This is a genomic window from Paraburkholderia sp. WS6 (assembly GCF_030464835.1).
Taxonomy (GTDB): domain Bacteria; phylum Pseudomonadota; class Gammaproteobacteria; order Burkholderiales; family Burkholderiaceae; genus Paraburkholderia; species Paraburkholderia madseniana.
The window spans coordinates 195,547-208,054 of the sequence record NZ_JALQCK010000001.1 but is presented as its reverse complement, the minus strand read 5'-3'; the positions used below and the strand labels follow the sequence as shown (position 1 = coordinate 208,054).

Below are 12,508 nucleotides of genomic sequence, written 5' to 3'. Positions count from 1 at the left end.
ACGGCGCGCGCAGACGTTATGGCACGCTGCGCTCGTACCCAGCAAACGGATGGTTCTCACGCACGCAACCATCGCTGACCTGCACGACCTGATCGCCGAACGCGGCGACATCGTCGGGATCGTGCGTGATCAACACCATCGGAATATCCAGACGCGTCTGCAGGTCCGACAGCTCGCTGCGCATACGCTGACGCAGCGCGCTATCGAGCGCGGAAAACGGTTCGTCCAGCAACAGCAAGCGCGGCTCAGCGACCAGCGCCCGCGCCAGCGCCACGCGCTGCTTCTGTCCACCCGAAAGCTGCGCCGGATGATTTCCTGCCACGCTTTTCAACTCGAGCGCGTCGAGCCAGTAATCGACTTGTGGGTGCGAGATTCGCGCGCGCGGATTGAGCCAACCCTGCTGCAACCCGAAGCCGATGTTCTGCCGCACGTTCAGATGCGGAAACAGCGCGTAGTCCTGAAACAGATACGCAATCTTGCGTGCCTGCGGTTTCTGATCGATGTCGCGCGCGCTGTCGAACAACGCGTTGCCGTGCAGCGTGATTGTCCCTTCGTCGGGACGAAGCAAGCCGGCGATGGCCTGTAGCGTCAAACTCTTCCCCGCGCCAGACGGCCCGAACAGCACGACGCGCTGCGTGGTCGCCTTGAACGAGACGTCGAGCGTGAAATGGCGCTCGGCGCTCTCGAAGGTTTTGCGGATGTCGACGGCGAGCAGCATATCAGCGGGACGTCAGAAGCGTGTGCTGCGGCACCAGACGGCCCGCGAGCAACAGGATCACGACACACGTCACCGAAGTCACGAGCACGAGAAAATTGGCGGTGCTGTCGTCGCCGGCCTGCACGGCCGAATAGACCGCAACCGATAGTGTCTGCGTGCGTCCCGGCAAGTTGCCCGCGATCATCAGCGTTGCGCCGAATTCGCCGAGCGCCCGCGCAAATGCCAGCAGACCGCCCGCGAGGATGCCACGAGCGGCGAGCGGTAGTGTCACGCGAAAAAAGACCGCCGTTTCGCTGACGCCAAGCGTGCGCGCGGCCCGCTCGAGTTGCGGATCGACGGATTCGAAGGCGGCGCGCGCCGACTTCAGCACGAGCGGGAACGCCACCACCGTCGACGCGATCACCGCGCCCTGCCAGGTGAACACCAACTGGATATCGAGCTTGTCGAGCCATCCGCCGATCACGCCGCGCCGCCCGAGCAGGACCAGCAAGTAGTAGCCGAGCACGGTGGGCGGCAAAACGAGTGGCAGCATGAGCAGCGAATCGATCACATCGCGCGCGCCGGAGCGCCAGCGCGACAAACCGAAACCGGCCGCGACGCCGGACACCAGATTGAGCGCGGTGGCCCAGCCCGCCACTTTCAGTGACAGCAGGAGCGGAATCCAGGCCTGTTGCATGTGCGTGCGGTACCCAGGTTAATGCGCGGGCTTGAAGCCGTACTTCGCGAGCACGGCCTGGCCGGCCGGCGAGAGCACAAAGTTCATGAACGCTTGCGCGTCCGCCGCGTGACGGCTGCCTTCGACCTGCGCGATTGGATAGGTGATCGGCGTTTGTGTCGGCACGTTCATCGCGACCTTGACCTTGTCCGGCATGACTGCGGCATCGGTGCTGAACACGAAGCCGGCGTCGACTTCACCGCGCGACACATAGTCCAGGCTCTGGCGTACGTTCGATGCCAGCACAGCCTTTGCGCTGACCGCGTCCCACACGCCCGCGGCTTGCAGCGCGCCCTGTGTATAGCGGCCAACCGGCACCGAAGCCGGATCACCGTAAGCCACCCGCTTCACATTCGCCGACGTCAGGTCGTTCAGCGAGCCCGGTGCGAAATGGCTGTCGGTCGGCACGATCAGCACCAGCGAGTTGGCGGCGAAGTCCTTGCGCGTAGCCGGAACGATCACTTTTTCCGCTGCGGCCTTGTCCATTGCTTTCTGATCCGCCGAGGCGAACACGTCGGCGGGCGCACCCTTGACGATTTGCTGCATCAGCACATCGGAAGCGCCGAAGTTCAACAGCACCTTGGTGCCCGGACGCTGCTGTTCGAAGACCTCGCTCACTGCTTTGAACGCGTTGGTCAGGCTGGCGGCAGCGGAAACCACAAGTTCGTCGGCACGTGCGTTGGCGCTGACGGCAACGGAGATGGCGCTGGCGATGAACAGCGCGTGTTTCACAAGGCGGCGGGACAGTGTCATGAAGGCTGGATGTCCGGCGTAGGCCGGAGCAGCGGGTTAAAACGCTATCGTAATATATGAAAGGTTATAGCGGTACCCATGACGATTATTCAATTAGGCGCATAACGCGGCGCGTGGGCCGGCAGGGGTGGGCTTCAGTTGCCAAACAGGAAATCGATTGAACGCGCTTCAGACGTCCGGCGAGTGCGGCGGCGTCAGCGTGTTGAGCGTCTGCGACAGCGGCGTCATGGCGGGACGTACGTCGCGCACGGCCCGCCACTTGGCGCGGATGAACGGCCGGTCATGGCCGGACACCTTCAGCGCGATATGTGTGACCCAGCGTTGCGTCGGCACGTGCACACCATGCATCAGCAGCGCGAGGATCATCAGACTTGCGGCGACGGGCGCCGCCGACAACCGGCCCGGCTCGGCATGCCACGCCATGCGCACGAAGAAGAGCGCCGCCAGCGCGCCGACCAGGCAGCCGGTTACGGCTTCAGACGGTGAGTGAGCGCTCAGTACGACGCGCGACAAGCCGACCGCAATACCCGCAGCCAGGCCCAACAAGACGCCGAGCAGACGAATCGCCGGGCGCGCCGGCAGCAACATCAGGAACAACGCGACCGGATAGACGGCGGTAGACAGCATGGCGTGACCGCTGACGCCAGTGAAATCCAGTTCGCGCACGCCGACGCCCCAGCCGAGGAAGGCAAGTTTGGTCACGGTCACAACGCCGATGGCCGCGCCAAGCAGCAGCAACCAGCCAGCCGCCATGCGCCACGTGTAGCCGATCGCCAGCCAAAGTGCGATGGCGAACGCGAGCGGCAGCGTCATGCCGGCGCCGCCGAGGCTGGTGATCGAGTACCACAGATGGGCAGGTAATTCGGGCATGGCAAAGGCGCGACCAAGGCCGCGTAGAATCGGGTTGGTAATGGTTTAACGCGCGAACGGCGCGAATCGCCGACGCGGCGAAGGCGTCTACCGACATTATTTACCCGCCAGTATAGACGGGTGCTGCGGGCGGGATTCGCCACGCGTCAGGCTTTTTGTGACGGGGCGTTGGCTAGCGAACAAGCTTTGCCATGGTTTGACGTTGGTGCTGCTGCAAGGTTCGCCGGACGGAAAATTCGGTATCCGGCAGAGGCTAAGGCCGTCAGCATCGCATGAGGATTGGTGTTATTGTGCATTGCACAACAAAGCGTCGTTCGATCGAACGACACCTGTCCCTTTTTGCGAGGTTACCCGCCGATGGCAAAAAGTCTGTCGAAAATCTGGCTACGTGGTCTTAAGCGGCTGCTCGCCATTCAAACCGAGCACACTCACGCAACCACCAAGCGCGCCACTGCGCGGCCGGCACGCGTCGCTACCACCAAACCTTCGGCCAAGGTCCGTCCTGTCAAGCCGGTGGCCGCGCTGCGCGCATCCGCGAAACGCGAGGCGCCGCGTGCCGCTCCACGGGAATCGCGGGTTCGTCCGCGCGCCTCTGCATGGGCGAGCGGTTCATGGACGCGCTCGTTCCATTCGGCGCCTACCGCGCCTGGGCGGCTCGTCAACCACCTTCAGTACGGGCTGTACATCCCGACCGGCCATGCGCACGAGGCGATGCCGCTGGTGGTGATGCTGCACGGCTGCACCCAGTCGATTGACGAATTCGCCGAAGGCACGCGGATGAACGTGCTCGCCGACCGGTTCGGCTTTGCCGTGGTTTATCCGGAACAGTCGAAGCATGTGCATTCGCATCGCTGCTGGCATTGGTACGACGCCAGCGACAGCGCCGGTGGTGCTGAGGCGCGTGCGGTCGTCTCGCTGGTGGATTCATTGGTTGCCCAGCACGGCTTCGACAGCGAGCGCGTCTATGTCGCCGGAATCTCTGCCGGGGCCGGCCTGACGGCGCTTCTGGCCGCTAACTACCCGGAGCGTTTCGCGGCGGTCGCGTTGCATTCCGGCCCCGCTTTCGGCGAGGCTCGCTCCGGCATTGCGGCGATGGACGTGATGCGGCGCGGCGCGCGTCGCGAGCCTGCCGAGCTGGTCGACGAACTCGTTAATGTGGCTGAATACCCCGGGATGCCGGCCATCATCCTCCACGGCGACACCGACCATGTGGTCGCGCCCGTCAATGCGGACCAGTTGGCGGTGCAGTTTCTCCGTCTGAACCGGATCGTCGACGAGAACGGCGCGCGCAAATCCGGCGAAGTGAAGGAAGAGCGCAAAGGTGGCGTAGTGATGCGCGACTACCTGCGCGGCGGCCGGCGCGTGGTGCGGCTGTGCCGTGTCCAGGGGCTCGCGCACGCATGGAGTGGCGGCGATGACGCCGTACCTTTCCATTCCGCCAAAGGTCCGGACGCAAGCGCCATGGTGTGGGAATTTTTCAGGCACCAACGCCGCACGGGCACCGGCCGTATCGCTGAAAGCACCGCCACAGAAGCTTCGGCGGGCGCACGGTGACGTTGGAACAACACTTCGAAATGAGTATTGGCGCGATCCTAGGGTTTTCCCTATAATACGGGTTATCCCTTAGGCGTTAACGCCTAAACTCATTGTCGAGGTTGACCATGTACCTGCTTAGCCGCCTGTTTCTGTTCCTGACCAAATCGCCCGATCAACTCGCGAAAGAACGCGCTGACGCCTTCCTCGCAGAGGCAACCGATCTTTACGATCTGGAATTCCGTATGCGCAAGCTCGACCGTGAGGCGGCTACCCGTCATCCGGCGTGGATGGCCCAGCACTAAGCTGCGCGAGTTTGAAGCATCGGCGCGTAATGAAGAACGCCGATGTTTGGGGTAAGGCGCCCAAGCTGTTATGAGCTATTGGAAGGGCTCAAACACGCTTAAACAGCCGGATTCAATTGCCACAGCGCGTGATCCAACACCGCGGTAAATGCCACCCAGGCTACATGGGGCTCGAGTAGTTCGCCAGCCCAGTGGTCCCGTCGCCAGAGTGCAAGCGTCAGTGCGACGATCAGCAGTAAAACACGAACAACGACGGCAAACGGCGCGTCCTTCAGTCTTCGCCAGACGTTCCTGATCAAATCAATGTGAGCGGGCGCTTACTTGCCGAAACGGGCAAGCGTACGCTGCCGCGCGTCGGCATGGTCGACGATCGGCGCGGGATAATCTTTGCCCAAAATCACGCCAAATTCCGCGAGCCGATCCGCACCCGCCAGCCACGGCGCGTGAATCCATTTGGCAGGCAGTTTCGCCAGTTGGGGCAAGTAGCGTTTGATAAAGCGCCCTTCGGTGTCGAACTTTTCGGATTGCGTGATCGGGTTGAAGATCCGGAAATACGGCTGCGCGTCGCATCCCGTCGATGCCGCCCATTGCCAGCCGCCGTTATTCGCCGAGAAATCGAAGTCGTTCAGTTGTTCGGCGAAGTAACGCTCACCGCGTCGCCAGTCGACGCCCAGATCCTTCACCAGAAAACTCGCCGTCACCATCCGCAGGCGGTTGTGCATGTAGCCCGTGCGGTTCAGTTGCAGCATCGCGGCGTCGACCAGTGGATAGCCCGTGCGGCCGTCGCACCATGCGGCGAACGCCTCGTCCGCTTCCGGGCCTTGCTCCCAGCGCAGCCGGTCGTACTCTTCCTTGAACGACGCACCATCCGCCAGCTTTGGATGATGCGAGAGGATCATGAAGTAAAAATCCCGCCAGATCAGCTCCGTCAGCCACGTGGCCGAACCTTGCCCGTCCGGCTGCAGTGACATCTCGTGCGCGAGCCGCGCGAGCGTGCGGATCGAGACGATACCGAAGCGCAGATGCATCGACAGGTAGCTCGGGCCTTTGACTGCGGGAAAGTCTCGCCGGTCCTGATAGCTGTCGATGCGGGTCATGAAGTCGTCAAGCAGGCGTTGCGCGCCGCTCATGCCGGTGGGCAAGTTGAGCTCCGCAAGATTGCTCGGTGCGAAGCCGAGTTGATCGAGCGTCGGCAACTGACGGTTCAGCCTGGGCGGCAGTGCTGCGAGCTGCTTAGTATAGGTCTCGACCGGATACGGTTTCAGATCAAAGGCCGTCAGCTGCTTGAGCCATGCGTTCTTGTAGGGCGTGAACACCGTGAACGGTTTGTTCTGGCCTGTCAGCACCTCATCGCGCTCGAAAATCACCTGATCTTTAAACGTCAGCCATTGGCGTCCGGCTTCGACAAGCCGCTCCTGCACCGTCTCGTCACGCTCGATCGCGACCGGCTCGTAATCGTGATTCGTGAATATTGCATCCACGTTGAGTTCATCAGCGAGCCTGGGCACGAGATCGGCCGGATCGCCGTACAGCACGATGAGCCCGCCACCTTTGGCGCGCAACGCCTCGTCCAACTCGCCCAATGCAGCAAGAATGAACTCGACGCGGCGGTCCTGTGGCTGCGTGTCCGGATGGCGAGTTTGCCAGGCGTCGCTCAGCGGTTGCAGGATCGTCGTGTCGAATACGAACGCGCACCAGACGCGCCTGCAATGCTTGAGCGCGTAGTAGAGCGCGGCGTTGTCCGTGCTGCGCAAATCGCGGCGAAACCAGACCAGACCGGTATCGAAGGTGTCGCTCAGGCGCCGGGGGCGTGTCATCGGAATCGTGGGTCGGGTAAAGGGCTGCGCGGCTAAGCATCGACCGGCGCAATGATCAGTTGCCAGGCGACGATATTACTGAACTGCGCGTTTACTAACAGAGCTATCGGCGGAGTCGCGTGACGGCAGGTGATCGGTCGGGTTGATGCCGCACATTGCGTGCCGCGTCTGCGAATGCCTGTTGCGCCGCAAAATGGCACAACGCCCGCGCCTGGTTTGCAGGATACGGGCGTTATTCATGACGGCGCGGTCGTGCCGCGCGTGTCAACGATTCGATTCATTGGCAATTCGTTCAAGCCGCCGGAGCTTACGCGACTTGCAGGCGCACCGCGACGTTGTTGCGCGTGGCGTTCGAGTACGGGCAGACCTGATGTGCTGCGTCGACCAGTTCCTTGGCTGCATCTGCGGGGAGGCCCGGCAACGAGACGCGCAGATCGATGTCGAGCGCGAAGCCGCCATTGTCGTTCGGGCCGATCCCCACTTCTGCCGTGACTTGCGTGTCAGCCGGCAAAGCCTGCTTGCGCTGGCCGGCGATGAACTTCATCGCGCTCAGGAAACACGCCGAATAGCCCGCTGCAAAGAGTTGTTCCGGGTTGGTACCCGCTGCGCCCGTGCCGCCCAGTTCACGCGGTGCCGCCAGCTTCACGTCCAACGCATTGTCCGACGACACTGCGCGGCCGTCACGGCCACCGGTGCTGGTTGCGCTTGCTTTGTAGAGGATGTTCATTGTGCTGCTCCTAAATCTGGGTTGTCAGGGTGGTTTGCATGCTTGCCGCTGTTTGGCCACCTTTCTGGCGGAGTGCTATCGAAGCGGCATGTGATAAAGATAGTACACAAATCATTTGTGTGCAAACTAATTTTTGTATCGACTCGATAGCGTGCCATTTGAAACAGGCCGGCTAGTGGTCCATGTAATCGTTGAGCGTGGTGCGCAGGCGCGTCAGATCGTCACGCAGACGGAGCAGGAATTCCGGCGTCTGCTGGGTCGCGCAGAAGATTTCCGCCGGCACTTCGCGTGCCTGACGCTTCAGCGCGGTGCCCGCTTTGGTGAGCCGGATATAGACGAGCCGCTCATCTTCGACGCCGCGTACCCGTTCCAGGTAGCCCTGCGCCTCGAGGCGCTTGAGCAGCGGCGTGACCGTCGCCGAGTCGAGATTCAGGCGCGCGGCCATGTCTTTCACCGTGACGTCGTCGGCTTCCCATAGCACGAGCATCGTCAGATATTGCGGGTACGTCAGGCCGAGCTTGTCGAGCAGCGGTTTGTACGCCTTCGTCATCGCAAGCGAGGTCGAATAGAGGGCGAAGCAGAGTTGCTCGTCGAGCGTGAAGGGCAAAGCGGGGCGCTGGGTCATGTTGCATCTCGCGGAAAAAAGAGCGTGCAAATCGATTGCGCGCAAACCATTGTGCCGCAAGTCGAGGCGAGATGCCGAGCGTGCCAAGGCGAAAGCGGGCAGTGCGCCGGATTGAAACCACACGGGCGCCGAAAAAGCGCCCGCGCTTGAGCAGCGGCCTAGCCGGCGCTCAAGCCGCCGGCGTGGTCGGCAGGTCCGGTGCTTCAGGCGTTTGCACGCCGAAGCAGCCGCGATAAGTCGCGTAGAACGAGCAATACAGCATGGTCGTGACGATCATCGTGGCGGGCATCAGGATCGCGAATGCGAAGTCGCCCGCGCCCAGCGCCTGCATCAGCGCGGACAAGCCGAACGAGACGGTCGTCGCCACCGCGAACCACAATGCACCGAACACGATAAACGCGCCGCGATTGCGCCAGCAACTGACGATGCTGAAGAACATTGCCTTGACGGGCGGCACGTCGTGCCACGCGATAAGAACCGGCGAGAACCAGAAAATCATCGCGACGGGAATGTAGAACGCGAACGCGGCGATCACCGCCAGCGGGATATTGCTGTTGGCGATCGCGTCCTGATCCATCGTAGCCATGCCGAGCATGACTTTCAGCAGCATGCCGCCGTCGGCGAGTGCCGAGCCGGCCAGCACCAGCGCCATCGCGACGACGTACAGCACGCCCAGCGCCAGCAGACGTTTGGCGACCGCGGGGCCGTACGAGTGAAAGCCGTCCACCAGAATGGTCGGGAACACCGGCTTGCCCGCGATGGTGTTGCGGCACGCCGCCATGAAACCGACGGCGACACCCGGAATGAAGACCAGCGGCAGCACGCCGCCGACGACCGGAATCTGCGCTGCCAGCGTCATGACTAGCAGATAGGTGAAGAACAGCGTCAGAAACGCGAGCGGGTTCTTGCGGAACAGCCAGATACCCTGCCGGAACCAGACATAGCCGGTTTTCGCGGGGACTTCGATCAGTTGCATGAGGTATGAATGCCTGGAAGAGCAACGCCGGACAGGCGTTCGCGCAGAATGCGCTCGAAATGACCGGGGTCGTGCGGTTTGAGTAACTCGGCCGCGCGCGGCAAATGAAAATCATACAGGCGCGAGACCCAGAAGCGGTAAGCGCCGGCACGCAGCATATCGCCCCAGTGGCGGTTTTCTTCGACGGTGAACGGGCGCACGGTCTGGTAGGCGCGCAGCATGGCTTCGGTGCGTGCTTCGTCGAGCTTGCCGGTGGCGAGGTCGACGCACCAGTCGTTGACCGTTACCGCGACGTCGAACAGCCACTTGTCGCAGCCGGCGAAATAGAAGTCGAAGAAGCCGCCCAGGCGCACCTCGTGACCGGATTCCGGCGCGGCATGCGCGAATAGCGCGTTGTCGCGGAACAGGTCAGCGTGGCAGGGGCCTTCGGGCAACGCGGCGTAATCCGCCGAGGCGAAGAAAGCTTCCTGGTGCGCCAGTTCGGACGACAGTAAGTCGCGCTGCGCGCCAGCGAGAAACGGCAGGATGGTCGGCACCGTTTCCTGCCACCACGGCAGGCTGCGCAGATTCGGCTGATAGCGCGCGTAGTCTCGCCCCGCCAGATGCATGCGCGCGAGCATTTGCCCGACCTCGACGCAGTGCTCGATTTGCGGCGCCAACTCCGGCGCGCCTTCGAGCTTGGTCACAATGGCGGCGGGCTTGCCGTGCAGCGTGCCGAACAGCGCGCCGTCTTCGCGCGGCATGGGATCCGGCACCGGCACGCGGTGCGCGGCCAGGTGCTGCATCAGATCGAGATAGAACGGCAGTTGCTCGGCCGTCAGCTTTTCGAAAATCGTGAGGACGTATTCACCGCGCGTCGTCGTCAGAAAGAAGTTGCTGTTCTCAATACCGGACGGAATGCCGCGAAACTCGACGACTTCGCCGAGATCGTAATGACGCATCCATTCTGCTAGTTGGGGTTCGGTGACAGCGGTGAAGACAGCCATGCGGGAAACGTCGGATCAGGTTAGTCGGGCTGGCGCGAGGCGACCAGTACGAGGTGTGGCGAATGCGTTGCAGAAAGCGCGGTCAAGGTCACGCAGTCAAAGTCAATCAGGCAGCGAATCTTGCCTGCCAATCCTGGCCACCCGTCAGGGTCGCTAAGCGCTGTGACAATTCAACGCGGTATCGCCATGCTGCAGGCGGTGCTGAAAATCGGCAAGCAGGCTAAAAGCCCGGGGCGACGCCCGCGGGCCGCGCAGTTCCACGGAGCGGCGTACGTCACGCCGCCGCCCAGGCAACCGTCAATATGTCAGATTCACCGACGGCAGACGCGTGCTTGCGCGGCCGTTGTCGCGCACGGTAGGCGACGTGTCGAGCGGCGCGCTCATTTGATAGCGCGTGCCGAGATTCGAATGCACGTTGATTTCAACGGGCTTGCCTTTGTCGCGGTATTCGGTGATTTCGGTGCCGTTAGCGCTGCGTTCGTAGAAGCTCGGCGTGCGCGGGACGTTGATTTCGACCTTCGAGCTGACCTCGGCGGCCGGACGATTGATCTTCTCCAGGTCAGGCAGACCAGCCCGTTCATTGGCGGACTGGGGCGCGCCGGGGGCCGGAGTGTCATCGACAGGCTGGGCAGCCATCGCCGCGTTGCCAAAGGCGAGGGCCAATGCAACGGCGACGGGAAGGAACGGCTTCATGGTGATTCTCCAATATGGTGCCCCGATTCTAGCAAATCCAGCCTTGCCTACGGGCGCGATCGCCTTATTTTGCGCCGCTTTCGCGCGACGTGCGCGCAATCTTGCGGCCGCTGTTGCGGCAGGTGTGGTAGGCGCGGCGAGGTCATTTGGCGATCGCGGGTTCCGTGGTAATGTCATCTCATGAATAGGGGCGAATGAAGATGAACAACGATACCAATCAACGCGCGGTGCAGACTCCCGCCAACAGCTTCCCAACCGAATCCTTTGACGACGCGGTCGAGGCCGTCACGCGTCTGTCGGCGATCTATGAAGCGAACACCTCGTTCCTGCGCGACGCCTTCGCGCGCTACCGCCGCAACGAACTGTTCGAACGCCGGGTGCGCGCCTGCTACCCGTTCGTCAGAGTGCGCACCGAAGTCAACACGCATATCGACTCGCGCCGCTCGTACGGTTTCGTTGCAGGCCCCGGTGTGTTCGAGACCACGGTCACTCGGCCCGATCTGTTCGGCAACTACTATCGCGAGCAATTGCGCCTGCTGGCGAAGAACCATCATGTGAAGATCGAAGTCGGCGTGTCTGACCAGCCGATTCCGATTCACTTTGCTTTCGCCGAAGGCATCCATCTCGAGGGCGATCTGGATCGCGAGCGCCTGTTCCTGATGCGCGACGTGTTCGATACGCCGGACCTCGCGCTGCTCGACGACCGCATCGTCAACGGCACGTATGAGCCGCTGCCAGGCGATCCGCATCCGCTCGCGCTGTTCACGGCGGCGCGGGTGGATTTCTCGCTGCATCGGCTGAAGCATTACACGGCGACCTCGCCCACGCATTGCCAGAACTACGTGCTGTACACGAACTATCAGTTCTATATCGATGAGTTCGTCAAACTCGGCCGCACGATGATGGCCCATACCGACGACGAAGAACTGCGCGCCTATCGCAGCGAATACACGTCGTTTGTCGAACCAGGTGACGTGATCACGTACAACGAGAATCTCGGCGAGCAGGCACAGGAAGGCACGGCGCCGCCGCGTCTGCCGCAGATGCCCGCGTATCACCTGAAGCGTGCCGACGGCAGCGGCATCACGATGGTCAACATCGGTGTCGGGCCGTCGAACGCGAAGACGATCACGGATCACATTGCCGTGCTGCGGCCGCATGCGTGGATCATGCTTGGGCACTGCGCGGGTCTGCGCAATACGCAGCGTTTGGGCGACTATGTGCTGGCGCACGGCTATGTGCGCGAAGATCACGTGCTCGACGACGATTTGCCGCTGTGGGTGCCGATTCCTGCGCTCGCCGAAGTGCAGGTGGCGTTGGAACGCGCGGTCGCGCAGGTCACGCAGTTGGATGGCGTCGAGTTGAAGCGCGTGATGCGCACGGGCACGGTGGCGAGTGTCGATAACCGCAACTGGGAATTGCGCGATCACCGTGAGCCGGTGCAGCGGCTGTCGCAAAGCCGTGCGGTCGCGCTCGACATGGAAAGCGCGACGATCGCCGCCAACGGATTCCGTTTCCGCGTGCCTTACGGCACCTTGCTATGCGTGTCGGACAAGCCTTTGCATGGCGAATTGAAACTGCCCGGCATGGCGGATCAGTTCTATCGCGCGCAGGTCGATCAGCATTTGCAGATCGGCGTGAAGGCGATGGAGTTGTTGCGGATGAATGGCCTGCATCGTTTGCATAGCCGTAAGTTGCGCAGCTTCGCGGAAGTGGCGTTTCAATAAGCGCCTCTTGATAGGGCGCGGTAAGGCGAGGGCGAGCGTCTGCTCCTCTCCTCGCCTTACCGC

14 protein-coding genes are annotated in these 12,508 nt (G+C 62.4%); 3 read left to right on the top strand and 11 right to left on the bottom strand.

Features of this window, described 5'->3' with window-relative positions; translation table 11 throughout:
- Positions 1-16: 16 nt before the first annotated feature.
- The 4 genes from M0D64_RS00900 to M0D64_RS00885 form a co-directional block, all read right to left on the bottom strand.
- Positions 17-718: a sulfate/molybdate ABC transporter ATP-binding protein gene (locus M0D64_RS00900; RefSeq protein WP_266256302.1), complete on the bottom strand. Its 702-nt coding sequence runs from the start codon at positions 716-718 to the stop codon at positions 17-19.
- A 1-nt stretch (position 719) separates the two neighbouring features.
- Complete coding sequence (gene modB, locus M0D64_RS00895; RefSeq protein ID WP_266256301.1) at positions 720-1,394, bottom strand: molybdate ABC transporter permease subunit; 675 nt, start codon at positions 1,392-1,394, stop codon at positions 720-722.
- Positions 1,395-1,412: 18 nt separating this feature from the next.
- Entirely contained in the window at positions 1,413-2,186 is a 774-nt protein-coding gene (gene modA / locus M0D64_RS00890) for a molybdate ABC transporter substrate-binding protein (RefSeq protein WP_266256300.1), read from the bottom strand.
- 168 nt (positions 2,187-2,354) lie between these two features.
- Positions 2,355-3,056, bottom strand: coding sequence for a phosphatase PAP2 family protein (locus tag M0D64_RS00885; RefSeq protein ID WP_171927050.1), 702 nt, complete (start codon positions 3,054-3,056; stop codon positions 2,355-2,357).
- A gap of 357 nt (positions 3,057-3,413) precedes the next feature.
- Between M0D64_RS00885 and M0D64_RS00880 the strand changes: the two genes are divergently transcribed.
- Together M0D64_RS00880 and M0D64_RS00875 are read left to right on the top strand one after the other, a co-directional pair.
- A complete protein-coding gene (locus M0D64_RS00880) occupies positions 3,414-4,610 on the top strand; it encodes a PHB depolymerase family esterase (protein ID WP_266237962.1) in 1,197 nt (398 codons plus the stop codon).
- A 107-nt stretch (positions 4,611-4,717) separates the two neighbouring features.
- A complete protein-coding gene (locus tag M0D64_RS00875) occupies positions 4,718-4,894 on the top strand; it encodes a DUF3563 family protein (protein ID WP_093634980.1) in 177 nt (58 codons plus the stop codon).
- A gap of 98 nt (positions 4,895-4,992) precedes the next feature.
- On the opposite strand, the gene M0D64_RS00870 is transcribed toward M0D64_RS00875, so the two are convergent.
- The 7 genes from M0D64_RS00870 to M0D64_RS00840 all read right to left on the bottom strand — a co-directional run bounded on the left by M0D64_RS00870 (position 4,993) and on the right by M0D64_RS00840 (position 10,718).
- Entirely contained in the window at positions 4,993-5,193 is a 201-nt protein-coding gene (locus tag M0D64_RS00870; protein WP_266256299.1) for a tryptophan-rich sensory protein, read from the bottom strand.
- An 18-nt stretch (positions 5,194-5,211) separates the two neighbouring features.
- Positions 5,212-6,711, bottom strand: coding sequence for a deoxyribodipyrimidine photo-lyase (locus M0D64_RS00865; RefSeq protein ID WP_266237964.1), 1,500 nt, complete (start codon positions 6,709-6,711; stop codon positions 5,212-5,214).
- Positions 6,712-7,018: 307 nt separating this feature from the next.
- On the bottom strand, positions 7,019-7,438 hold the full coding sequence (locus tag M0D64_RS00860) for an organic hydroperoxide resistance protein (protein WP_093634982.1): 420 nt from the start codon (positions 7,436-7,438) through the stop codon (positions 7,019-7,021).
- Between the two features lie 172 nt (positions 7,439-7,610).
- Complete coding sequence (locus M0D64_RS00855; RefSeq protein ID WP_054034820.1) at positions 7,611-8,063, bottom strand: MarR family winged helix-turn-helix transcriptional regulator; 453 nt, start codon at positions 8,061-8,063, stop codon at positions 7,611-7,613.
- A gap of 169 nt (positions 8,064-8,232) precedes the next feature.
- Positions 8,233-9,039: a BPSS1780 family membrane protein gene (locus M0D64_RS00850; protein WP_093634984.1), complete on the bottom strand. Its 807-nt coding sequence runs from the start codon at positions 9,037-9,039 to the stop codon at positions 8,233-8,235.
- Entirely contained in the window at positions 9,030-10,025 is a 996-nt protein-coding gene (locus tag M0D64_RS00845) for a homoserine kinase (RefSeq protein ID WP_266237966.1), read from the bottom strand. Before M0D64_RS00845 ends, M0D64_RS00850 begins: the two co-directional genes overlap by 10 nt.
- Before the next feature lie 297 nt (positions 10,026-10,322).
- On the bottom strand, positions 10,323-10,718 hold the full coding sequence (locus M0D64_RS00840) for a hypothetical protein (protein ID WP_154557914.1): 396 nt from the start codon (positions 10,716-10,718) through the stop codon (positions 10,323-10,325).
- A 200-nt stretch (positions 10,719-10,918) separates the two neighbouring features.
- Here M0D64_RS00840 and M0D64_RS00835 point away from each other — a divergent pair, with 200 nt between their 5' ends.
- Positions 10,919-12,445: an AMP nucleosidase gene (locus M0D64_RS00835; protein ID WP_266238276.1), complete on the top strand. Its 1,527-nt coding sequence runs from the start codon at positions 10,919-10,921 to the stop codon at positions 12,443-12,445.
- Positions 12,446-12,508: the final 63 nt, after the last annotated feature.